Origin of the sequence: Leptonema illini DSM 21528 (assembly GCF_000243335.1) — a bacterium.
GTDB classification, from domain to species: domain Bacteria; phylum Spirochaetota; class Leptospiria; order Leptospirales; family Leptonemataceae; genus Leptonema; species Leptonema illini.
This window is the reverse complement of sequence record NZ_JH597773.1, coordinates 2,903,927-2,924,996: the sequence shown is the minus strand read 5'-3', so window position 1 is coordinate 2,924,996 and position 21,070 is coordinate 2,903,927. Positions and strand designations below refer to the sequence as shown.

21 protein-coding genes and 1 tRNA gene are annotated in these 21,070 nt (G+C 54.2%); 15 read left to right on the top strand and 7 right to left on the bottom strand.

Annotated elements, in window-relative coordinates:
- Positions 1 to 4 precede the first annotated feature (4 nt).
- Genes LEPIL_RS13295 through LEPIL_RS13285 form a run of 3 tightly spaced genes read left to right on the top strand, consistent with a single transcriptional unit; the run spans position 5 to position 3,217 of the window.
- Positions 5 to 817, top strand: a complete 813-nt coding sequence (locus LEPIL_RS13295) for an MlaD family protein (RefSeq protein WP_002773080.1) — start codon at positions 5 to 7, stop codon at positions 815 to 817.
- Entirely contained in the window at positions 817 to 1,617 is an 801-nt protein-coding gene (locus LEPIL_RS13290; protein ID WP_002773078.1) for an ABC transporter ATP-binding protein, read from the top strand. The genes LEPIL_RS13295 and LEPIL_RS13290 overlap by 1 nt, the downstream gene beginning before the upstream one ends.
- Positions 1,574 to 3,217: a bifunctional aminoglycoside phosphotransferase/ATP-binding protein gene (locus tag LEPIL_RS13285; RefSeq protein ID WP_040918820.1), complete on the top strand. Its 1,644-nt coding sequence runs from the start codon at positions 1,574 to 1,576 to the stop codon at positions 3,215 to 3,217. The genes LEPIL_RS13290 and LEPIL_RS13285 overlap by 44 nt, the downstream gene beginning before the upstream one ends.
- On the opposite strand, the gene LEPIL_RS13280 is transcribed toward LEPIL_RS13285, so the two are convergent.
- On the bottom strand, positions 3,206 to 3,814 hold the full coding sequence (locus tag LEPIL_RS13280; protein ID WP_002773074.1) for a carbonic anhydrase: 609 nt from the start codon (positions 3,812 to 3,814) through the stop codon (positions 3,206 to 3,208). The genes LEPIL_RS13285 and LEPIL_RS13280 overlap by 12 nt on opposite strands.
- 113 nt (positions 3,815 to 3,927) lie before the next feature.
- Between LEPIL_RS13280 and hemB the strand changes: the two genes are divergently transcribed.
- A complete protein-coding gene (gene hemB / locus LEPIL_RS13275; RefSeq protein ID WP_002773072.1) occupies positions 3,928 to 4,923 on the top strand; it encodes a porphobilinogen synthase in 996 nt (331 codons plus the stop codon).
- A gap of 31 nt (positions 4,924 to 4,954) precedes the next feature.
- Here the strand turns inward: hemB and LEPIL_RS13270 are convergent, their stop codons facing one another.
- The 3 genes from LEPIL_RS13270 to LEPIL_RS13260 all read right to left on the bottom strand — a co-directional run bounded on the left by LEPIL_RS13270 (position 4,955) and on the right by LEPIL_RS13260 (position 7,592).
- A complete protein-coding gene (locus tag LEPIL_RS13270) occupies positions 4,955 to 6,097 on the bottom strand; it encodes an ATP-binding protein (protein ID WP_002773070.1) in 1,143 nt (380 codons plus the stop codon).
- A 101-nt stretch (positions 6,098 to 6,198) separates the two neighbouring features.
- Positions 6,199 to 6,840 (bottom strand): TetR family transcriptional regulator, encoded by a 642-nt coding sequence (locus LEPIL_RS13265; RefSeq protein ID WP_002773069.1) that lies wholly within the window; start codon positions 6,838 to 6,840, stop codon positions 6,199 to 6,201.
- Positions 6,828 to 7,592: a hypothetical protein gene (locus LEPIL_RS13260; protein ID WP_002773068.1), complete on the bottom strand. Its 765-nt coding sequence runs from the start codon at positions 7,590 to 7,592 to the stop codon at positions 6,828 to 6,830. The genes LEPIL_RS13265 and LEPIL_RS13260 overlap by 13 nt, the downstream gene beginning before the upstream one ends.
- Positions 7,593 to 7,770: 178 nt before the next feature.
- Here LEPIL_RS13260 and LEPIL_RS13255 point away from each other — a divergent pair.
- A tRNA-Asn gene (locus LEPIL_RS13255) sits at positions 7,771 to 7,843 on the top strand.
- Positions 7,844 to 7,951: 108 nt separating this feature from the next.
- Positions 7,952 to 8,932 (top strand): hypothetical protein, encoded by a 981-nt coding sequence (locus LEPIL_RS13250; protein WP_002773067.1) that lies wholly within the window; start codon positions 7,952 to 7,954, stop codon positions 8,930 to 8,932.
- Here LEPIL_RS13250 and LEPIL_RS24050 read toward each other — a convergent pair.
- Genes LEPIL_RS24050 through LEPIL_RS22210 form a run of 3 tightly spaced genes read right to left on the bottom strand, consistent with a single transcriptional unit; the run spans position 8,886 to position 12,902 of the window.
- Complete coding sequence (locus LEPIL_RS24050; protein WP_281492486.1) at positions 8,886 to 9,419, bottom strand: putative inorganic carbon transporter subunit DabA; 534 nt, start codon at positions 9,417 to 9,419, stop codon at positions 8,886 to 8,888. The genes LEPIL_RS13250 and LEPIL_RS24050 overlap by 47 nt on opposite strands.
- Positions 9,420 to 9,429: 10 nt before the next feature.
- Complete coding sequence (locus LEPIL_RS13240; protein ID WP_040918811.1) at positions 9,430 to 11,415, bottom strand: putative inorganic carbon transporter subunit DabA; 1,986 nt, start codon at positions 11,413 to 11,415, stop codon at positions 9,430 to 9,432.
- On the bottom strand, positions 11,412 to 12,902 hold the full coding sequence (locus LEPIL_RS22210) for a proton-conducting transporter transmembrane domain-containing protein (RefSeq protein ID WP_169314818.1): 1,491 nt from the start codon (positions 12,900 to 12,902) through the stop codon (positions 11,412 to 11,414). The genes LEPIL_RS13240 and LEPIL_RS22210 overlap by 4 nt, the downstream gene beginning before the upstream one ends.
- A 93-nt stretch (positions 12,903 to 12,995) precedes the next feature.
- On the opposite strand from LEPIL_RS22210, the gene LEPIL_RS13230 reads away from it, so the two are divergent.
- From LEPIL_RS13230 to LEPIL_RS13190, 9 genes are all read left to right on the top strand, one after another.
- Complete coding sequence (locus tag LEPIL_RS13230) at positions 12,996 to 13,850, top strand: enoyl-ACP reductase FabI (RefSeq protein WP_002773064.1); 855 nt, start codon at positions 12,996 to 12,998, stop codon at positions 13,848 to 13,850.
- 132 nt (positions 13,851 to 13,982) lie between these two features.
- A complete protein-coding gene (locus LEPIL_RS13225) occupies positions 13,983 to 14,276 on the top strand; it encodes a helix-turn-helix transcriptional regulator (RefSeq protein ID WP_002773063.1) in 294 nt (97 codons plus the stop codon).
- Between the two features lie 63 nt (positions 14,277 to 14,339).
- A complete protein-coding gene (locus LEPIL_RS22205) occupies positions 14,340 to 15,482 on the top strand; it encodes a helix-turn-helix domain-containing protein (RefSeq protein WP_002773062.1) in 1,143 nt (380 codons plus the stop codon).
- Between the two features lie 116 nt (positions 15,483 to 15,598).
- Complete coding sequence (locus tag LEPIL_RS22200) at positions 15,599 to 17,140, top strand: diaminopimelate decarboxylase family protein (RefSeq protein ID WP_002773061.1); 1,542 nt, start codon at positions 15,599 to 15,601, stop codon at positions 17,138 to 17,140.
- Positions 17,137 to 17,535: a hypothetical protein gene (locus LEPIL_RS13210; protein ID WP_002773060.1), complete on the top strand. Its 399-nt coding sequence runs from the start codon at positions 17,137 to 17,139 to the stop codon at positions 17,533 to 17,535. The genes LEPIL_RS22200 and LEPIL_RS13210 overlap by 4 nt, the downstream gene beginning before the upstream one ends.
- Before the next feature lie 9 nt (positions 17,536 to 17,544).
- Positions 17,545 to 18,408 carry an SDR family NAD(P)-dependent oxidoreductase gene (locus LEPIL_RS13205; protein ID WP_002773059.1) on the top strand — a complete coding sequence of 288 codons (864 nt, stop codon included), beginning with the start codon at positions 17,545 to 17,547 and terminating at the stop codon, positions 18,406 to 18,408.
- Positions 18,409 to 18,561: 153 nt separating this feature from the next.
- Entirely contained in the window at positions 18,562 to 19,359 is a 798-nt protein-coding gene (locus LEPIL_RS13200) for an AraC family transcriptional regulator (RefSeq protein WP_143464831.1), read from the top strand.
- 59 nt (positions 19,360 to 19,418) lie between these two features.
- Positions 19,419 to 19,733, top strand: coding sequence for a thioredoxin (gene trxA, locus LEPIL_RS13195; protein ID WP_002773052.1), 315 nt, complete (start codon positions 19,419 to 19,421; stop codon positions 19,731 to 19,733).
- 87 nt (positions 19,734 to 19,820) lie between these two features.
- Positions 19,821 to 21,056 carry a M14 family metallopeptidase gene (locus tag LEPIL_RS13190; protein ID WP_002773051.1) on the top strand — a complete coding sequence of 412 codons (1,236 nt, stop codon included), beginning with the start codon at positions 19,821 to 19,823 and terminating at the stop codon, positions 21,054 to 21,056.
- The last annotated feature ends 14 nt before the right edge of the window (positions 21,057 to 21,070 follow it).

Genomic DNA, 21,070 nt, shown 5'->3' with positions numbered 1-21,070 from the left:
GGGCATGCGAGAGAACTGGAAAGAAGCGGCGTTTGGTATGTTTTTCTGGGTGGCGATGATCCTGCTTTTCGTGCAGACGATCGTTCTTCCTGCCGAGAAGGATCGTCTTGCGCGCATCTACATGCCGGTCATTCTCAAAAGCGCTCAGGGGCTTCGCGAAGGCAGCCGGGTAACGGTGCTTGGCGTTGATAAAGGGACTGTTCTTCATCTAACCTATTTACCCGTCGATCGTATCGGACGCATCATCACCGAAGAAGATATTGGGAGCGGCAGACAACAGGGGCAGAAGGTGCTGGCCATTCTTCATATGAATGATCCCGTCGAGCTGCGGCCTGATTATCGCATAAGCACACGTTATACGACCGTCATTTCAGATAAGGTCGTCGATATACATCCGGGCAATGGACCGGTCGCCGATATCATGCCAGTCAGCTATCTAAGCCCGAACGAGGTGTTTTATCTGATGAAGCACGGGCGCATCTCGCTCGCCGGGAAAACGATTCCCGAGGCCCAGAATTATGATGATCCTCTGACGGCCGTCGCCGACGTACTGGCCGAGAACAGGATTGCTCTGCGTCATGTCATCCGTAATACGAGAGAGATCACCGACAAGATCAACAACGGACACGGGACGATTGCAGCTCTGATCAACGACGACAGACTGATGCTGGGGCTTGAAGAGACCCTGCTTGAAACCGACGGTCTCGTTCGTGACGGTCGCGACCTCTATGAGAGCCTGCGCGAGAGTCGCGCCTCTATTGATCTGATGGAGGGATATCTTATTCCGGTCATATCAGTCGCTGCAGGAGCTCCTTGATGTCAGCAGGATCGACAGAAAAGGTCATTGAAATGATAGACGTCGAAAAATCGTTCGGGACGCGGCACATCCTGCGCGGTGTCAGCCTGAACGTGCGTCGCGGCGAGGTCATGGTGCTGCTCGGCGGATCGGGTACCGGCAAATCGGTGAGCATTCGGCATATTACCGGACTTCTCAAGCCCGATAAAGGCGACGTACGCGTTTTCGGACAGTCTATTCTTCACGGACCGCGCCGCACGCTTGAAAGGACTCGTTCGCGTATGGGAGTGCTCTTCCAGAGCGGAGCGTTGATCAACTGGTTAAGCGTTTACGATAACGTCGCCCTGCCGCTACGAGAGCATCGCCTTGCATCAGAAGAAGAGATCGAACGCATCGTACGTGAAAAGCTCGAATGGCTCGGGCTTCTTCCTGCCATGCATCTACTTCCGTCGAACATCTCCGGTGGTATGAAGAAGCGTGTCGGTATCGCAAGAGCTCTGACAACGAATCCCGAAATCCTGATGTACGACGAGCCGACGTCGGGCCTTGATCCCGTCATGAGCCAGGTCATCAACGAACTCGTGCGCCGCTTGCAGAAAGAGCTCGGAGTAACACAGCTTGTCGTAACGCACGATATGAACTCCGCCTATTATATCGCTGATCGTATTACGTTCCTCTATCAGGGCCGCGTTGAATTCGTCGGAACGCCCGAAGAGCTTCGGAATTCAGAGAATCAGCTCGTGCAGCAATTCATTCACGGACGTACGGAAGGACCGCTTGAAATCGACGCAGGCGATCCGACGCGAAAAAGACGTCGTTAACAGGGCCGCTATGGAAAGACAGAGATTGCTCGACTTCTTGAAGAATCCCGCTTCTTATAAACACGGACCGCAATCGGTTCGCATCATCGAAACGCATATATCAATCGTCGCCCTTGCAACGCCGTCTGTCTATAAATTTCGCAAGCCGGTTAATTTCGGATGGGTGGATTTCTCCACCCTGGAAAAACGCAAAGATGATTGTAACCGGGAGATTGAGCTGAACAGTCGTCTGTGCCCCGAAATATACATGACCGACTCTGCCGTGCCGCTCTTTGAAAAAGATGGTCGCCTTAATTTTGAAGAAGGAGAGATCGTCGAGTATTGCGTGGCCATGCATGAGATCGACTCCGATCGATTTCTCGGGAACCGCATGCTCGATGGCGGTCACATCGACGATGCCGATTTCCCTCTGACTCAGCTTGTTGATCGACTCGCTCCTTTCTATAAAGAAGCGTCATCGCTTCATTTCGATCCCGATACCTACTATCAGAATGTACGCCAGCCGATGCTGGAAAATTTGCCGCCGTATCAGAGCTATCCGATTGAGGTGGCGGTTGAAATGCTCGATCTGTTGCGATATTTCTTCGAAACGTCGCTGGAGAAGCATCGCCGTTTATTGATGCAGCGCATGCAGGACGGTTGTGTCGGCGATTTTCACGGCGACCTGCATCTGCAGCATATCGTTCTACCTTCACAGGAGCATCCGTCTCTCTGCATATTCGACTGCATCGAATTCAACGACGCCTTCAGGCAGATCGATCGTGCCGCCGATATCGCCTTCCTGTGCATGGATCTCGATTACCGGGGATACCGAAAGCAATCCGAGGCATTTTGCAAGGCCGTTGCCGATGCCCTTAATGATAATGGCCTGATCGCTCTACAGCCGCTTCTGCGTGCTTACAGGGCCTGCGTGCGTGCGAAAGTGAACGTGCTTACATCGACTAACGAAGAGCTTTCGCCTGAAGAAAGATCTGCTTGCGTTAACACGGCTCGCCGTTACGTGAATCTTGCGCTGCGGTATGCCCTGGCCGGCACAGAAAAGAAGGCCATCGCCGTCGTCGGCAAGGTCGGCAGCGGCAAATCGGCCTTTGCGAGATTTGCCGCCTCCTGTCTTGGCGTGGAAGCGCAGTCCTCGGATCGTATTCGTAAAGAGTTATCCGGCCTGCCGGTGCTTCAACCCACTCCCGACGTGATGAAGCCGCTCGTCTATGATGAGGCGACCAGCGAAAAGACCTACAATACGATGATGGAACTGGCTCTGCATGACGCTCAAACGAAGGGTATCGCCATACTCGATGCCACCTTCTCGTCGACGCAACGTCGCGCAGAAGCGATCCGACGTTTTTCAGCTGGTGGCATAGAGCTTCTCTTCGTCGAGGTTTCGGCGCCGGATCGCGTCAGGAGGGAGCGCCTGGAGCGTCGACGCTTTCGTCCGAATCAGAGCGATGCGCGGACCGAGGATCTGTCTTTCCTTGACGCGAAGTATTCGGCGCCCGACGAGCTGCCGTCGAACCGCATCGTGCGCATCGACTCGTCTAAAGGCACGAAAGAAGAGACGGGAGTCGCCGCCATGAAGCAGCTCATGGACTTACTGTTTTGACGGTGAAAGCGTCTTTCGCGTGAGCTCGCGAATCAATCCATCACGTACATCATAGAGCCATCCGTGAAGTCGAATCTCTTCACCGGCGTCGACAAGCTCTCCGACAAAATACACGCTTTCAAGATTCTTCACCTGTTCCTGCACGTTGATCTCGCAGAGGCGATCGATGCGATCCTCTTCGGTGGGCAACTTGAGTAGCTCCGCGGCGTGGATGCGGCTGATGTTGCGGATGTGGCCGATCCATCCTTCCATGAAGCCGAGGTTCTTCGGATTCAGAGCGGCCGTTACGCCGCCGCAGTGATGGTGGCCGACGACGATGATGTCCCGGATGTTCAGAACATAGAGCGAATAATAAAGCACGCTGAGCAGGTTGAAGTCCGAATTCAGAACAAGGTTGGCGATATTACGGTGAACGAAGATCGAGCCGGGCAGCTGGTTGGTGATCTCGGTGGCCGGAACGCGGCTGTCAGAGCATCCGATCCAGAGGAACTTCGGCGACTGCCCCTGTGATAGCTGAGAGAAAAAATCCGGATGCTCTGCCTTGATCTTCTCAACCCATTCTCTGTTGCCTTCCAGCAGTTTCTGAATCTCTTCCATAGACTATGTGGCTCCTGTATCAGTTCATCGCTTTACGACAGCTTTCTGAAAAGGGAGCAGGGCGCAATTCTGATCTACGTTGACGGCTCGCTTTGCCGCAGAAAACCGGAGGCATGGAATCTTCTTATTATGATCAAACACGCCGTCCGCGACGGAATCGCAAGAATGAATCGATACGGCGCATGGTTCGTGAAACGAGGATCGATCCCTCCGACCTGATCCTGCCGCTTTTTGTGAAAGACGGACGTGCGGTGCGCGAGCCCATCCCCTCCATGCCTGGAGTCTACAGACTGAGCATCGACGAGATGATCGTCGATGCAAAGCGCGCCTTCTCTCTCGGCATTCCGGGCATTGCGCTTTTTCCCGTGATCCCCGACTCAAAGAAGGATCGTCTCGCAACAGAGTCGGCCAATCCTGACGGACTTTACCCCGAGGCCATCCGCGCCCTGAAAGAAGCCGTGCCCGAGCTTCAGATCTTCACCGATGTCGCTATGGACCCATACAGCTCAGACGGACATGACGGCCTTGTCGCCGAGGACGGTCGCATCCTGAACGACGAATCGCTTGAGATCCTGCGTCAGATGGCGCTCACACAGGCCCGTGCCGGCGCCGATTTCGTCGCTCCGAGCGATATGATGGACGGTCGAGTGGGTTATATTCGAGCCGCCCTTGACGAAAACGGATTCACCGACGTCGGCATCCTCTCTTATACGGCGAAGTACGCCTCGGCCTTCTACGGGCCCTTTCGCGATGCGTTATCCAGCGCTCCGAAGTTCGGCGATAAAAAGACGTATCAGATGGATCCGGCGAATGTGCGCGAGGCCGAGATCGAGCTTGATCTCGACGTAGAAGAAGGCGCCGACATGGTTATGGTCAAACCGGGCCTGCCGTATCTCGATGTCGTGCGAGCTCTTGCTGAGCGCAGCCCCGTTCCCGTCGCCGTGTATAACGTATCGGGCGAGTATGCCATGCTTCGCGCCTCGGCCGAGCGCAACTGGCTGGATTACCGTCGCTGCGTGCTTGAGGTGCTCACCGCCTTCCGTCGTGCGGGCGCCGACATCATCCTCACGTATCATGCGCTTGAAGCGGCGGAATGGATGAACGAATGAATTGCGAATGGGGCGAGTGTGACCTGATCCCCTAAAGCGCCAGCTCTTTCATCAGAAGATTGATGTCGCAGGCGACGGTTCCATCTGCGAGTACAAGACGGCTTGGTTCTGTAGAGACGATTATTGATTTGAAAACATCGGGGTAATATTCGCGAAATCTGTTTAACCCCCTGATGTCTGCGGCGTTTACATGCCCGTACTTCGCCTCTATGGCATAGATTTTTCCGCGAAGCTCTACAATGAAGTCAACCTCCGTCCCTCCTCTCGTGCGAAAGTAAGAGATGTTGACCGGAGTATGAGCTGCCTTTGCTGAATTCAAAATCTGGGCGTAGACGGCGTGCTCGAACAGAGTGCCCACACGATCGAGGGAAGCGGTAAAATTCTCCAATAATCCGTTATAAACCCCCGGATCAAAAAAGAAAAGCCTGGGATGTCGTATAACGTCTGCGTCCGTATCTGTGAAAGAAAAGACCCGTCGGGCAATCAGGGTATCCTCAAGAATATCCAGGTAGCGATTCAATGTCGACCGAGATACATGAGCTTTTTTTGCCAGTTTGGATGTATCCAGGATGAGCCCTGATGCAGGGGCGATAATCCTCAAAAAACGGCTGAAGCCCTGGATATCTCTCGTCAGTGCCTCGGCCTGGATCTCTTCCACAAGGTATGTCGTCGCATAGTCCAGCATGAGATTTTCGGCAAGAGCATGATCGGTTTCCAGATACGGCTGAGGGAGGAATCCGACGCTCATCCCCTTCTGTATGTCCAGGGCATAGTCCAGCTCAGCAGATGACAGCCCTCCCATCTGATACGTGAGAATCCGCCCTGGCAGAAGGTTTGCCCCGCCTCGCCGGAGCTTGCGCGCACTCGATCCGGAGAGGAAGAACCTGGGCGGAGAGGGCCAGTCATCGAGAATAGCCTGCACGGTATTCAAGATCGAAGGGAGGCGCTGGACTTCGTCGATGAGAACGGTGGTTGGATCAGAACCGCGGATGAGAGAAGAGAGCAGATCGGGGTTGGAGGAAAACCGATAGAACTCTGCCTCGGAGCTCAAGTTGATAGCGAGGTCGGGCTTGAGATTCTTAAGAAGAGTCGATTTCCCAACCTGCCGGGGGCCAATGAGCAAGACACTTTTTGGGCTCTGAGCAAGGGACTTCTCTAAAATTCTGCTCACCATGTGGTCAAAATTGCATAAAAAATGGCCAGTGTCGATACATTTTTACATAAAATATGTTCGCGTAGGTGCTTTAACTGTGGATAGCTGAGATATTCCCCTTGCTACCTCTTAATTCCCGCAAGCAGCATCGTCGCCGTTTCTTCGGCAAAAAGCTCGGACTGCTCGGGTAGCTGCATGATCTTCTTCGTCCAGGATATTCCCGATTCCTTAGCGGCGAAGTGCATCTCGACGCAATTCAGAAGCATGAGGATTACGGAATAGGCGTTCACCGGACGCAGGACTCCGGCAGAGGCGGCCTGTTCCAGAAGCATGGCAAGGCGGTCGGCCACCCTGCTGAACGTCTCGTCGTAGCTATGCTGTGCATGCGGCAATCCGGCAATCCACTCTCTCTGTAGAATACGCGAGAGCTCGGGAAAGGCCATGCGCTGCTCGATCAATGCAAGCAACAGGCCTTTAAAAAGAGCATGCAGCTGCTCCAGCGTCGGTTCGATCGTTTCCAGGTGCGCAAGCAGCGGTCCGGCACCGGCGGCGCTGATCTCGGCATAGTCGGATAACAGTCGCCTGTATAACCCTTCTTTGCCTTTGAAATAATACCGGATCAGCGATAGATTGACGCCGGCACGCTCGGCAATCTCACGCGTCGACGTCGCATCATAGCCCTTTTGCGAGAAAAGCTCCGTGGCCGCGCGCTTCAGTCTTGCGGCGGCGTCGAGTTCCGATTGTTGTTCTTTCAGGCGGGCCATCCGAGACAGTAGACCCAGCGAACGCCTCGCTCGTCTGAGGCAAAGCCCTTTTCCCATCGGCCGGGCAGGCCATCGGTCAGAGCGTTGAGGTCTTCGGGCATGTAGGTGCGCAGACAGGAGACGAAGCCATCCCACGCAATCATCAGAGGCATGACGGGCACGATATACGTGAACAAGAGCCGTCGCACCGAAAACGGCCGGATCAGCGGCGTCATAAAAACCACAAGCAGCGGCACGATCAGAATCATCGCAAGAAGGGATTTCACGCTACGCTCGTTCGCCTCGAAGATACCGATGGGCTGCCCGTCACGCATCGCCGCCTCAAGCACACGACGGGCCTCTTCGGGGCGTAGATGATGGAATACGTTCAGCATCGTGCGCGGACCTTTAAGATGAGCGGGCACGCGATCGGCGGCAACGGACTCGTCGAAGTAGGTCGCATCTTTGCCGGTTGCGGATCGCATATGCGCTGGCACCGGTTGCAGATCGGTGAAAAAGAGATGGAAGTGTGTGCCGTCCTGTGCCAGCTCTTTCTGCAGGTCGAAGGCCGGTCCGCCACTGCCGGAACCGAGGTCGATGAGGCAGGGACGAGCGGCGTGCGACTTTTCGAGGAGGCGCTTTACGTAAGGCACGATCGGGCGATGCAGGCGCAGCTTCTGCGAAACAAAGAGCAGGTAGTCCGTCTCAAAGGCCTTGAATAAAGCTGGAATAGACGGAAGGTCGAGGAATTCAAATAGCTGGCGTCGCTTCATTTTCAGGGGAACCTCTTATCCGGGGATCTTATGGTACTCAAACGGGCAATTTAATCAATCGTTTGATTTAAAAATCGAGGGCTGGGCAGTTCTGTCAACTTTTTTATCGCGCGGCGAATCTGGCAGATTCAATTGGTTTGACAGAGGCACCGGCGCAAAGACTCTGTCCTCCGAACACTCCCCTGTAGCTCAGTCGGTAGAGCAGTTGACTGTTAATCAATTGGTCGTAGGTTCGAATCCTACCGGGGGAGCAGCTTCCTTTTTCCCTTTATCTTCCGTAACCAGTGTTGGCGCAAGAGGCGTGGGGCTCTTACGAGAAAAACTTGCCACGCCGTATGTATCGGGCGATGTCAATTCCCATGCCTCGACCGCAGCTCTACAACGCCATTCTCCGTTACGGCATCGTCATGCTTCTGACCGTCTTTTCGAGCTGCGTGGCTTTTTATCCGACGGCTCGACTTGAGCGTGATCAGTTGGGTGAGCTGCATATCGTCTATCCGTCGGCGAAAACAAGCGGATTGCACACGGCCTGTAACGCCGAGCGGTGTGCCGTTCTGTTTTATGTGCAGGATTATATCAGCGTTTCTTTTCCTCCTCCCGGAGCTATCGTCGATGATAGACGGATGCTCTATCTTGCCGTCACCGATGCAAAGAGGCAGTCGCTTGAGGGACGCCAGCGAAGGATTGATGATTTTGCGCGAGCGGAATCGGGCCTGACGGGCGACGGTTACGGCATCTTTGCCTATCGGGACGGTTTTCTGGTCGTGTACCGTATCGATCGCTCTTTTTATATGGGCACTTTTGACGCCGATGGAAATCCGCTGATTCGTCGCCGGCATTTTTATACGGAGCAAGAGCAGATCGGTGAACCGGGTCGCATCATGGATGTTCGGATGGTTAACGATCGACTGTTCCTCTTCTTTGTGCAACCGCCCGACGATCCTTATTCCGGAGGCTGGCAGCTGCGCGGAGTGAGTTATGACGTCGGCACGCAGACGACGGCTGAGTTTACGAACATGATCTCACGTCAGGATGGGTGGTATAACGCTCACCGAATGGTAGCGTCTTTTTATGAAGGCGAGGCCTTAATCGTCTGGTCTGAGGTGGACACCTCCCTGAACCATCAGCGGTTTCGCTACTTTTATGCGATGTGGAATGAGAAAGGCGGCTCAGAAGAAAGAGCGATACTTCTGCCTGCTGAGACGCAATGCAATGGAGATATAGAAGCCAGGCAGACGGCCGACCTGACTTCCATTCGTATTCGCTGCAGGAGTCGCTCTTACGATCAGACATTCAGACGTGGTCGGCCCGTCGGCGGGCTGCAAGAGGCCGGTGATTAACCTGGCCCTGCACGGGTTCGAAGATGTGCGCCTCGCGTCTTTTAATTGCTCCCGATTCGTCGATCACAAGCAGATGCAGCCACTCGCCGTCTACGAGCTGCCTGACCGCTTCATTCTGGTTAACGATGCGTTCGATCTCTTCGAGCGGGGCCTCTATAAAGACGCTCAGGCGGAGCGGTTCATGCACGAAGCGTTCTCCGTCATGCACCGATTGAAAGGGAAGCCCGACACGCAGATCGCCACCGTTCCCCTCGACGACTCCAAATTCGCCGACGGGATTATGAAGCGTTTTATTGCCGGCTCCGTATACCTGAGGCGCGACGGTGGAGGCATAATACTGTAAGTTGATCCAGCTTGCGACGACCATCGGTGCGGTCAGAATCAATCGCAGCGTTTGAAAATCTGTGTCATGCCGCCAGTCATAATCATGAAGAAAGAAGCGGCCGTTCAGATTGACGCCTCGCGTCCTTGATCGTGGAGCGGCAATAAACCCTGCATTACCGGCAAGGCCCCATAGAAGGGCGCACCTCTGACCAGTCGTGCGCCCTTCTATGGGGCAGAGCCGTCGGCCTTCTGGTTCGCGACGCCTGACGTTCTTTTCGAGCTGCCAGCGATGCTTTCGCAAAGACATCTTGTGCCCGCTTCAAAAGATTTCGTTCTCGCGCGGAGCTGCTTCTGCTATCGAGCAGGTAGATCTCGTCGGTGACCGTTTCATGTACGGCGGCGACGAATACGGTTTCATCGGGAATCGATACACCGCGTTCGGCTAATGAGGCCCGTATATCTCTATCGTTTAAAAGAGAGGCCAGAAGCCTTGCGTTTATGTCGCCGGAATGGCCTCCACAGGCTCCGCAGTCGAGAGAGGAACCGAATGCGTTGTTTGCTGTGACGCTGCCATGCCCGGCAAGCACGATCAGCGGCGCGAAACGACGCATTCCCATGCGGCGCAGGGCGTTCTCAGCAAGCTGCACGCGGTCAGCATGAGAGATGCCGGCTCTCTGATAGGGATCTGTATGATCAAATCCCCGGTCCCGGAAGCGCTGCGGTAAGACACGGATTCCGAACAGGCGCCGCAGGTTTGTAAGGTTGCGGCGCAGTACTCTTCCGAGGGCGAGGATGCCGAAAAGCTCGACAAAGAGAAACGACGAAATCGGAGCCTTTCGCAAGTTGCGAAAATAGCTTTCTGTAAATGTGCGAGCCCGCAGGTCATAGTTTTGCCTGCAGGCAGCGGACTCTTCAAGATGAAAGGCAGGCGCAAGCAGTGCGGGTAGCCGTGATGTCTCCCGGGCCTCCGTTGACTTCTGGTAGGCGACGGGCATACCGAAGAATCCGGCGAATCCCGACGTCTCGATGCCGGAATCGCTCAACTCCAGATGCCGGCGCAGCAGCTCGGAGCGCACGTCAATACAGAAGACGACATGCATCCAGGGATTTTCCTCTCCAGATGCGTTCGTGGTTAACTCCGGGAATGAAGGCGAGCCTGATGCCGGTAATGATGCCTGAGATGACGTAAATCCCTGCAAAAGTACGGCTGCCGTGTCCTGAAAGCTGTATTCGGCGGCCCGCAGCCAGATGCGACGCAATGATAATGTATGCAGTTCAGCCTGGAGACTCTTCTTCCAGTGGGCAATCGCCATGTCAATCTCAGGCCTTCTCTGTTTCATCTCATTTGCGGCACGAAAGCAGGCGAGGTCATAGATCATGCGCACGGCGAGAAGGTCTTCGGTCTGAATGTGGGTCGCCGTATTCGTCAGCTCTGCCTGCCATTCATGAAATCGAAAATGTGTCGCCCATCCGATTACGGTGGTGATGAGCCTTTGCATGTATAGAACACGCTCGGTGTGACTGTGAATTGCGAGCTCATGCAGCATGACAGCTATGGCCTCACGCGAACTGGCTTCTGCAAACTCTCTGGCGCAATCACGAAGGCCCTTAAGGCCGAAAAAGTCCATAGAGCGATCAAACCTGATTTCCTGCTTCCATGATTCAAAAAAGCCTTCTTTATTCCGGGCAGAAGGAAGGCCTGCGATCGCCTGACGCCGGTCAAAGTAAGCCGCTGCATGCTTACCGCATTCGTTGATGATGGTTACATTCCATCGACTCTCGGGCAGAAAGGCCTCTGCGCAACTGAGTATAAGAGTTGTCGGATGGCCTGCTTCTGCGTGGATTTCGTTACGGCTTGCTTCGATCAGTTCGTCTATCGTTTCAGGAATAGGGGCACTGCTAACCTTTGATTCATCGGCAAGGGCCCGTTCGAGCGCTGCTTCCGAAATGCGACCGCCTTCCAGATCTTTAAGATAATGATCAAGCGGCCATACAAGCGAGGCGTGCGTCGCCGATTCCAGGGACGATAGCGCTTCAATGAATGACCGGTCTTTCATAAACCAGAAAGGATTCACGGCGACCGTGTTCTGTAGCGGCCATGACGGGGCGACGCACTTAAGCGCCTCTTCGACTTCATCGTGCAATGCATCATCAATCATGCCTGTGCCCTCCGGACCGGGATTCTTTTTGTGAGAAGTGCCGTGCTCCAGTATCCGAGATAACCTCCGTTTTTTGCATGCACGTAGATGCGATGCCAGAAGTCGTTCGGTGTGCGGATCAACTGTCCGGTGGTCCAGTATCCGAGAGGAAAGAGAAGTCCAGCAACGATAGCCGCGACGTAGTTAGACGTCTGGAACTGGATCATGGACGTCGTAGTAACATCACCTTTCAATGAATGCCAGACGACGAACTCAATTGCAGAATACAGAGCGATTCCCGCCGTAAGTATGGCAAGAATGCGGAAGTGGACCTGCATACTTAAAGGCTCCTTCGATTTCGGCCGGCTCTGAACAAAGCCCACAAAGAGAGGCGAGAGATAGGCCGCTATCATTAGATAAGGAGTGTTGAAGAATCCGATTCCCAGCAATAAGAGCGTTCCGACAGTGGAGACGAGAACCATATTCGAGGAGGGCGGAAGCAGCTTGAAACCGGTCTTCTTCGATTCGTGGATCAGCTCACCGGTGCTCATAAACGCATGAGCTTTATAGAAGCTATGAGCGAAGATATGAAAAAGAGCGACGCTGAAAAGACCGAGCCCGCAAGCAAGGATCATCATGCCCATCTGCGAGATCGTCGACCATGCAAGCTTGCCTTTAATGTCGTTCTGTACCGACATGACGATGGCTCCGGCAACGGCGGTCAGGGCCCCGGCAAGAGCGGCCGTCGCAAGGGCATCGGGCGTTTCAACAAGAAGCGGGCTCATGCGAATCAAAAGAAATCCGCCGGCGTTGATAATGCCGGCATGCATCAGCGCCGAAACGGGAGTCGGCGCTTCCATCGTTTCGGGTAACCAGAAGTGAAAGGGGATCAGCGCTGACTTGATCAACGCCCCTGTAACGAGAAGCAGGCCGATGCCGATCAATCCGCTTTCCTGATCGCGCGTCAATGGCGCCTGTAACGCAGAAAAGAGTTCATCCAGTTGCAGCGTCTGGAATAAAAAGTAGATCCACAGAATCGCTGCAAAAAGCAAGACGTCGCCGATCCGGCTGATCCAGAACTTCTTCTGCGCGGCAAGGACGGCCGCCGGCCTGTCTGGAAAGTGAAGGAGCAACCGGTGGAGCCCGGCGCTGCTCATCAGCCAGGCAAGAAAGAGTTGAGCGAGGTTATTAGAAAGAACAAAAATCGAAATGGCGAAGAGCGTGAAAAGCAACCATCCGTAAAAACGCAGCTGGCGTGAATCTCCGTCGAGGTAACGTCGCGCGTAGCGTGCAATGGCCGCTCCGAGAATGGAGATCATCGCAAAGAGCATGGCCGATAATCCGTCGAACCGGAGCGACGGCGTCATTGCCTGACTGAGAAGGGGCGTTTCTGGCATGCGCCATATACTGCCTCCCTCTGCGATCGTGATAAAAAGAAGGGCGGTGGCCCCGACGGCAATGCCGCTCAGAGCCACCCAGAGAAAACGCAGAGAGAAAGAGAGTGCCATATGCGCAGTTAAAAACATGAAAAAATATTCGGCCATAACAATTTAGGAAAAATTTTTCGTGCAATGTAGAGCGTCTATTGTTTTTTATCACTTATGATGCAAAAAGAATCCCCGGTCCTGAATATGGCCGGTCGCACGTTTTTGATAACAGGGATCGCCGATCAGGCATCGCTTGCCATGTCGGTGGCGCAGACGCTCGAAATCGCCGGAGCCCGTCTTGTCGTTGCCGGACTCGGTCGCACGGAACATCATCGAAATCTCAGCGAAAAATCGACGGCCTTTCTTGATCGCACCTTTCAGGGCATGCAGGAGGCCGTGCAGGCCGGACTTTCTTCTGATGTGACTTCTTACGCGGTCGATCTCAGTCTGGATGCGTCGATCGACGATATGTGCAAGGCCCTTGCTCACAGCGGCGTTCGATTCGACGGCGTTTTGCATTCGGTTGCGATGGATAAGACGATTCGCGGCGGCACGGCCGTTCCGCTGCTTGAGACGACGCGCGAAGAATTCCTGAGCGCTATGGACGTGTCGGCCTACTCGCTGCTGGCCTTAACGCGCAGCATGCTTTCTGCCGGCCTTTTGAATAAAGGGGCGAGCATCATTGCGCTCAGCTACCTCGGAGCAGAAAGGGTGATGCATCATCCGTACAGAAACATCGGAGTGGCCAAGGCCGCTCTCGAACGCATGGCGCGCGAACTCGCCCAGGAGCTCGGCGTTTCGGATAACATTCGCGTAAACGCCGTGCGCTTTTCCCCTTACACCGGCAGCAAGGCCGGAGGAGCCATTCCAGGTCTACAGGAGGCCGTCGAGCGATGCGAACGCGAAAGCCCGCTGGGGAACGCGAAGGCCTCTGATCTTGCGGAGCTATGCGCTTTTCTGTTTGCCGCCGGTCACGGCATTACCGGACAGATTCTGCACGTCGATGGAGGGTATTCCATTCGCGGATGAGAAGTAAGGGGAAAATGGCTTATCTGGGCGTGGCCTCTCAAAAACCAACATGGCAGTCGGTTTTTGAGAGAGCATTGAATCAAATCAGTTGACGGTGAACGAAGTGAATCGTATCTTTCACGTCTGAGAGCTATGGCCTTAAAGAACGACAGTAATCGCAGTCGCTGGACATTCCTGACGAATCATTCTCACGTGCTGCTCTGTTTGCACCGTGATCCCGAGATCCGCCTGCGCGACGTGGCCGATCAGGTGGGCATCACGGAACGCGCCGTGCAGGCCATCGTGCAGGAACTCGTCCAGGAAGAGATTATTGAGGTCGAGAAACTCGGTCGGCGCAACGCCTATCGAATCCGTCATGAGGCTCAGCTGCGACATGCTCTTGAGAATCACCGACGCGTCGGCGATCTTCTGCGACTGCTGGAGTGAGGGCTGGCTTCCCCAAAAAGATCTTGCCATAACGGTCGATAACGAGGCTGGCTGTATAAGAGTATGAACCCGGCCTCGCTATACCTTTACTTCTCGGTGCTCTATCTCGGGAACGCTTTGATCCAGGGCTGGCTGTTCTGGAAAACGCGACGGCGGCTTTCGTTTTTTTTTTCGCTGATGCAGCTCGGGAACTGTTACATCTATTTTTACTACGGATTGTTCTACGCCGGATTCCTACCTGACTTCGAGATCCTATCGGGTACATCGTTGATGATGCAATTCGCAAATATTTTCTCGAGCTATTATATGATTCGCTATCTGCTTTATCCCGACGATAGCTTTCCACGGCGCAGTCTGCTCGTTCATCTTCCTTTCTTTTTTACCGTTCCTTTTATGGCCTATCAGCTGCAGTCCTCGGATTTCAGGCGTCTTGTAATGCAGCACAGCCTGGACCGGTTTGTTCCCGATTATTATGAAGACGGATGGGTGCGCCTTGCCTTCATCGTCTACGTGGGCATAACCCTGCTGGCGCTTCTCTATCTGGCCTCCCGTCGTTTGAAGTGGCTGCTCATCATGAAAGAGGTTTTTCAAAAGGGAGCCGTGCGCGACATCGCCTCGGCGGCCTTCTTGCTCGTGCTGCTTTATGCGCTGATCTTCGCCGGATTGCAGATCAGTCAGGAAGGCGGGTACAGGCTTTTTGCCAGCCTGATGCTTGTTCTCGAAATGACGGCCTTTACGGCAGGCATGGTTCTGCTTCAGTTCCTGCCCCGTCTGCTTGCACATCGTTTTGCCGTTTATGAGATCTCGCCCGAGGCGGCCCGCCGCAGTTATATTCGTGATCGGCTACAGAACGTCGATACGGAAAGGCTGGAGAGCGTGCTGACCGACCTGATGGAAAGGCGCCGTCTCTACTGCGACGAAGATCTGAGTCTGCGTTCGCTTGCTGTGCATGCGGGCGTCAGCTACCGCCAGCTATCCGAGTATTTGAATACGAGCAAACGGCAATCCTTTCAGGCGTACGTTCAGGGATACCGTCTGTCTCACGCAAAGCATCTTCTAAAAACAAGGCCCGATCTGAACGTGACGCGCATCGCCTTTGAATCCGGGTTCAACTCTCTTGCATCGTTCTATAGAGTCTTCAAAAAGGAAGAGCGGACGAATCCGCTCACTTTTCGTGAAGAAAACGATTCTCAGGTCACGACCTGAGAGGCCCTCTCTTTCTCTCTGTGCTATTTTCCTCAGATCGTCGGCATATGTCTGATTGCAGTTTCTGTGGCAGGCATCCCGGAGTTACAAACCGGAGTTAGAAAAAGGAGGAGTTCATGTCAGAGAAAAAACGCCAGTGGACGGATTGTCTCTCATCAAGAGGCGGACGTCTTTATATAGAAGAGTGTGATACGGTCGATCTTGCGAAGAAATTCGGATCGCCGCTTTTTGTTATGTCAGAGAAGCAGCTGCGCGAGAACGTGCGCGAGTTTCAGAGGGCCTTTCAGAAGCACTGGCCGCATGGCCGGGTGGAGGTGCTTCCTGCTTTCAAGGCGAACTGGAATCTTGCCACTCGTAAGATTCTCAGTGAAGAGGGAGCCGGCGCCGACATCTATTCGCGCGGCGAACTTGAAGGCGCTTTGATGGGCGGCACGGCGCCACAGCGCATCTCGGTGAACGGCGGCGGAAAAAGCGAAGAGACGATTCGTCGCTGTATCGAAACCGGAGTATTGATTACCGTCGAAGATCTCGATGAGCCCGAGCTTATCGATCGCATCGCCGGCGAACTCGGGAAGAAGGCGAAGATCCGCTTTCGCGTGAAACCCGATTTCCCGAATCTGCATAAGCGCACGGACTTTGCGCAGGAGTATGCGAGTATCGACCTCGGCATTCAGGTATATAAATCGGGAATACCGGCGCAGTATCTGCGCGAACTGGGGCGCAAGGTTCTTACGATGAAAAACGTGGAGTTAACAGGACTCCATTTTCACGGAGGACGTCATCATCAGAGCCTCTGGTACTGGAAAGGCATGATGAAGCGCTTCGGACTTCTTATCGTCGATCTCTGCGAGTACTGGGGCGAGCCCGGTCGGCCCTTCAAGCTTCAGCAGATCGATATCGGCGGCGGCTTTGCCAGCCATCGTGATCCTCATAACAAGCTCGAGTATTCCGCCGAGATCATCTTCACTTGGCTCACATGGCCCTTCGTCCAGCTCATGCGGCTGATGAACGCCGGTCTGCGCTACAGATTGTTCGATCTCATCGTAAAGACGATGGCTCGCATTCCGTATCGCGGATATGCTCCGACGACGGAAGAGTACGCCGAGGCGTCGTTAACGGCCCTGCGATCGGTGCTTGAAAAGCGTCTCGATCTGAGCGACGTCACATTGCAGCTCGAACCCGGCCGCCGAATGTACGGCAATACGGGCATCCATCTGACGACGATTAAGAAGGTGAAACGACAGACCCGGCCGATGCATATGAACTGGGTGCTGACCGATACGACCTACTTCTTCCTGACAGGGGGCGTCTATGAATACAACATGCATGATTTCGTCGTCGCAAACCGAACCGAAGAGCGTGAGACGCAGATTGCCGATATCGTAGGACATTCCTGCTATGCCGACCGGATTCTTCCTCTTGTGAAAATTCCCGATGTAACCGAAGGCGACGTCATCGCCATTCTGGAAACGGGGGCGTATCAGGAGGTTTCGGCGTCTAACTTCAATGCTCTTCCGCGACCGGCCGTGGTGCTTGTGAACGGCAGTCATGCCGAGCTGATCAAACGGGCCGAAACGATGGATGATGTTTACGGAAGAGACATCATTCCCGAAAGACTGCAATCGAAAACTCGCGTTGAAGCGGGGAACAGGGCATGAATCTTACGCTTTCTGTAAATGCGATCGTTGCCGTGGCGCAGATCGCCATGGCCATCGGAATCGCCCATTTCTGGTGGAAGTGGTTTCGCACCGAACATAAAGAACCCTGGCTGCCCGTCGGTTATGTCGAACATGAGCGCGTCTTCGTGTTTCCCGATTCGGTGATGTCGGTGTTGATGGTTATCTCGGCGGTACTGCTGTTGCTCGGGCATCCGCTTGGCGAACGCCTTACTCAAATCTGCGGAGGTATGATGATATTCCTGGCCGTCATCGATACGGCCTATTTCTATCAGCATGGCATGTTTCGTAAAGATCGCAACGGCCTCGAAAACTGGGGATTGGTGCTTCCCATGTATGTCATGAGCGCGCTGATGACGATCCCCTTTCTTCTGTGAGGAAATCGCATGGATAAGACATTGGATAAGACAATGGCGACGACAGAAACAACGAAGCAGGAGAAGATTTCGCTATTAACCGGAGCGGCCGGCGGTATCGGGCGTGAGATCGCCCGGTTGCTTGATCATGAGGGCTACAGGCAGATCCTTGTGGATCTGAACGAAGAAAAGCTAAATAGCGTGGCTTCAGAGCTGAGCATCGCTCCGCATTGCATCGTTTCGAATATTACCGACGTGAGGAACGTTGCGAGCATCCGGGAGCAGGTGCAGAGCCGATTCGGAAGACTCGATGTGCTTGTGAATAACGCCGGTGTGATCATGACGACGCCGTTCGACGAGGCGCATTACGATGAGATCGATCGTGAATACAGCGTTAACTATAGAGCCGTTCTGCATTTCATGCGCGAGTTTATTCCCGTCATGAAACGACAGAAGAGCGGTAACATCGTGACGATCAGCTCACTCGGTGGAATCCTGCCTTTAAAAGAGGCCCCAGGCTACTGCGGATCGAAGTTCGGCGTTCGCGGATTCATGCTGGCTCAGAACATCGCGCTGCGCAGGCATGGCATTACCGTATCGACGATTTATCCGACGGCGATCGATACGCCGATGCTCGAACATGAGGCACTGCACGGGGGCTCGCTTCTGAACTTTGTTTCAGATCCGCTCAAGCCCGTGCAGGTGGCACAGGCCGTGATCCGCGCGATTAAAAAGCGCAAGATGGAGATCGCCGTTCCGACGAGCGAGGGTTATCTGTGCAAGTTTCTGGGCTTTTTTCCGGGCGTGATACCGGCCGTCCTGCCTTTTGTGGAAAGGATCGCCGACCGCAATCGCTTGAAGTATATCAAGCGGAAGGGGCTTGCACCGATGTAATCTGAAAAGCCCGAGCCTGTGAAGGCGCAGGCTCGGGTCTCTGTATGCCCGGGCCTGTCGTTCTTCGCCGCCCATACCCGTATTGGCTTCTATTCGATTCAGTCGCGCCATTTTTTCACTTGTCAGATCGTTGACGCTCGGTATGTTTCTCCTGTGAACGGCTGGATTGAGTTTCGTCCCCAGCATATCAGGTTGCAGGGGATCATCGAACGATATCTTCTACGACGTCTCACGCCTCTTCGCAAATCCTACTCCGCTCGTATTCTTCCGCGTAGCGGTCCGTCGCTTTTTATTGATCTCGGCAGAACTTCGGATGTCGACCGTTTTCAGTTAAACGGACTGCATGAGACCTTTTACTGCATGCCGGTCGAAGCTGGCGTGCAGATCGATCAGATCATCGTTGAATTCACGCCGGGTGCTCTGCGATCTTTCTCATCGGTTCCGATGCCGCTTCTTCGTTCACAGCTGCTTCCTGTCTATGAGCTGTTTGGAACACCGCAGGAGTGGTCCAGCCTTGCCACAGCGTTGATACCGCATCTGCCCGAAAGACGCGTCCTGTTTCTCGAAGAGTTCTTGATGGCTAAACTCAAAGAAGGCCAGAGGACGGAGCGATTGATTTATGACATCGTCCATGAGATGAAACAAACAAACGCGTTACATGCTCGCGCAGAGCTGGAAAGGCGCAGCTCTTATGGGATTCGTACATTAGAAAGACAGTTCCTCGATATGACGGGCATGAATCGTCGTTCTCTGCTTGCCGTTTTTCGTTTTGAGCGGGCTCGGGATCAGCTGGCTTTGCTTGAAAAGGAGAGCGCCGGACAATCGCTGACGGGGATCGCCCTTGATGCCGGTTACTACGATCAAGCGCAGTTCAATCGTGATATGAAGCGGCGCACGGGATTGCCGCCGGGCCGGCTGCGCGGTGAGATTCCGGCCTGTGACGATTGCTGACGTTTCGATACAATCAGCTCGCAGGAGAATCCTCTATATTTTAATCAGGAGGATTTCTCATGAAAGATGTGTTAACGTTGACCGACGAGACTTTTGCTTCTGGAACGGCAAGCGGTGTCGTTCTTGTGGATTTCTGGGCGACCTGGTGCGGACCCTGCCGCATGCAGAGCGCGGTGATTGAAAGGGTGGCCCCGATGATGCGAGGCGTTCAATTCTGCGCCATCAACTCCGACGAGAATCCCGAGGTGTCGACCGCACTCGGCGTTTCGACGCTGCCCACACTGATGATCTATAAAGATGGAAAGCTGGTCGACCGAATAACGGGATTGCTTCCTGAGGCGCAATTAAGGCAGAAACTCGAAGCGCAACTCTGAAGCTGTGAACGGCCCTGCGTTCCGGAAGCGACGGGGCTATCTTCCCGTTCCTCTTGACAGAGGAGCGGGAAGCCTCATCTCTCGTCTATGTTCACGCGAAAAAAAAGCCTGTTGTTCTTGATCCTGAGCGGCGTCCTTGCGATGATCGCAACGGTCCTCTTTTTTACAAACCACCCTGCCGAAGAGGGGGAAGTCGATGCTGCCGTTCAACCCTATTACCTGAATTCCTACGAAGATAGCCGGGCTGCGTTCCGCTCCCTTGCCATGCACTGGAAAAGCGAGGGCGCCGTCGTCGAGTCGTTTCGCGTTCCTTCTGCCGTGGACGACGATCTTACGATAGATACGTTGTATATTCCGCCGAAGGGCAGACCCGAAAAACTTGTAATCATCGCCTCGGGTACGCATGGCATCGAGGCCTTTACGGGCAGCGCCGTGCAGCGGTATTTCCTTGAGCGCATCCTGCCCGATCTTGATCGTACGAATCTCGGCGTTCTGGCCGTACATGCCGTTAACCCCTATGGTTTTCGCTATGAAAGACGAGTAAGCGAGCATAACGTCGATCTCAATCGCAACTGGGACGTCGAACCTTCTCTCTTTCAGGCAACGAACGAAGGCTATGAAATCGTAAACGAGATGCTGAATCCGAAGGGGAAGGTCGATCTCGGCAGCATGGATAACCGTTTTTTTGCCGTACGTTCCATCATGCAGATCGTGCAGCATGGTATGCCTGCATTGAGGCAGGCCATCTTACAGGGGCAGTACGCTCATCCACAGGGGCTGTATTTTGGAGGTCGCACGTTCGAGCCTCAAAAAGCTCTGCTTGAACCGCTTTTCAAGAAGACGGCCGCTTCCTACAGCCATGTATTGCTTATCGATCTGCATACCGGCTTCGGTGAGCGCGGTCGTCTGCATCTTTTTCCAAACGCCATTCGTGATCCGGCTGTGCGTGCGCGGTTGGAGGCCGTCTTCGCGGGATATCAGATCGACTACGGCGACACCGAGGACTTTTACACGACGACCGGAGATTTCTCTGAGTATATGGGCAAGCTGCTCGATGATAAGATCTATCTGCCTATGGTCTTTGAATACGGAACGATGGATTCACAGACGACGTCGGGCTCGATTCGTTCCCTGCATAATATGATCGTCGAGAACCAGGGATTCTGGCATGGCTACGAATCTGACGATGACGAGGCTGAGGCGAAGAGACGTTTTCGCGAGCACTACAACCCGACCTCTCATATATGGAGGACGAAGGTTATTCACGATAGCGATGCTCTTCTGCGTCGCTCGATCGCAAACTTCCTGAGTCTGAAGGATTGACGAGGACATAGCAG

Bases quoted from the DNA above. Each gene is read 5' to 3' on its own strand.
- LEPIL_RS13295 (WP_002773080.1), top strand. From the start codon at position 5: ATGCGAGAGAACTGGAAAGAAGCGGCGTTTGGTATGTTTTTCTGGGTG.
- LEPIL_RS13290 (WP_002773078.1), top strand. From the start codon at position 817: ATGTCAGCAGGATCGACAGAAAAGGTCATTGAAATGATAGACGTCGAA.
- LEPIL_RS13280 (WP_002773074.1), bottom strand. From the start codon at position 3,814: ATGGAAGAGATTCAGAAACTGCTGGAAGGCAACAGAGAATGGGTTGAG.
- hemB (WP_002773072.1), top strand. From the start codon at position 3,928: ATGGAATCTTCTTATTATGATCAAACACGCCGTCCGCGACGGAATCGC.
- LEPIL_RS13270 (WP_002773070.1), bottom strand. From the start codon at position 6,097: ATGGTGAGCAGAATTTTAGAGAAGTCCCTTGCTCAGAGCCCAAAAAGT.
- LEPIL_RS13265 (WP_002773069.1), bottom strand. From the start codon at position 6,840: ATGGCCCGCCTGAAAGAACAACAATCGGAACTCGACGCCGCCGCAAGA.
- LEPIL_RS13260 (WP_002773068.1), bottom strand. From the start codon at position 7,592: ATGAAGCGACGCCAGCTATTTGAATTCCTCGACCTTCCGTCTATTCCA.
- LEPIL_RS13250 (WP_002773067.1), top strand. From the start codon at position 7,952: ATGCCTCGACCGCAGCTCTACAACGCCATTCTCCGTTACGGCATCGTC.
- LEPIL_RS13240 (WP_040918811.1), bottom strand. From the start codon at position 11,415: ATGATTGATGATGCATTGCACGATGAAGTCGAAGAGGCGCTTAAGTGC.
- LEPIL_RS22210 (WP_169314818.1), bottom strand. From the start codon at position 12,902: ATGGCACTCTCTTTCTCTCTGCGTTTTCTCTGGGTGGCTCTGAGCGGC.
- LEPIL_RS13230 (WP_002773064.1), top strand. From the start codon at position 12,996: ATGATGCAAAAAGAATCCCCGGTCCTGAATATGGCCGGTCGCACGTTT.
- LEPIL_RS13225 (WP_002773063.1), top strand. From the start codon at position 13,983: ATGGCCTTAAAGAACGACAGTAATCGCAGTCGCTGGACATTCCTGACG.
- LEPIL_RS22205 (WP_002773062.1), top strand. From the start codon at position 14,340: ATGAACCCGGCCTCGCTATACCTTTACTTCTCGGTGCTCTATCTCGGG.
- LEPIL_RS22200 (WP_002773061.1), top strand. From the start codon at position 15,599: ATGTCAGAGAAAAAACGCCAGTGGACGGATTGTCTCTCATCAAGAGGC.
- LEPIL_RS13210 (WP_002773060.1), top strand. From the start codon at position 17,137: ATGAATCTTACGCTTTCTGTAAATGCGATCGTTGCCGTGGCGCAGATC.
- LEPIL_RS13205 (WP_002773059.1), top strand. From the start codon at position 17,545: ATGGATAAGACATTGGATAAGACAATGGCGACGACAGAAACAACGAAG.
- trxA (WP_002773052.1), top strand. From the start codon at position 19,419: ATGAAAGATGTGTTAACGTTGACCGACGAGACTTTTGCTTCTGGAACG.
- LEPIL_RS13190 (WP_002773051.1), top strand. From the start codon at position 19,821: ATGTTCACGCGAAAAAAAAGCCTGTTGTTCTTGATCCTGAGCGGCGTC.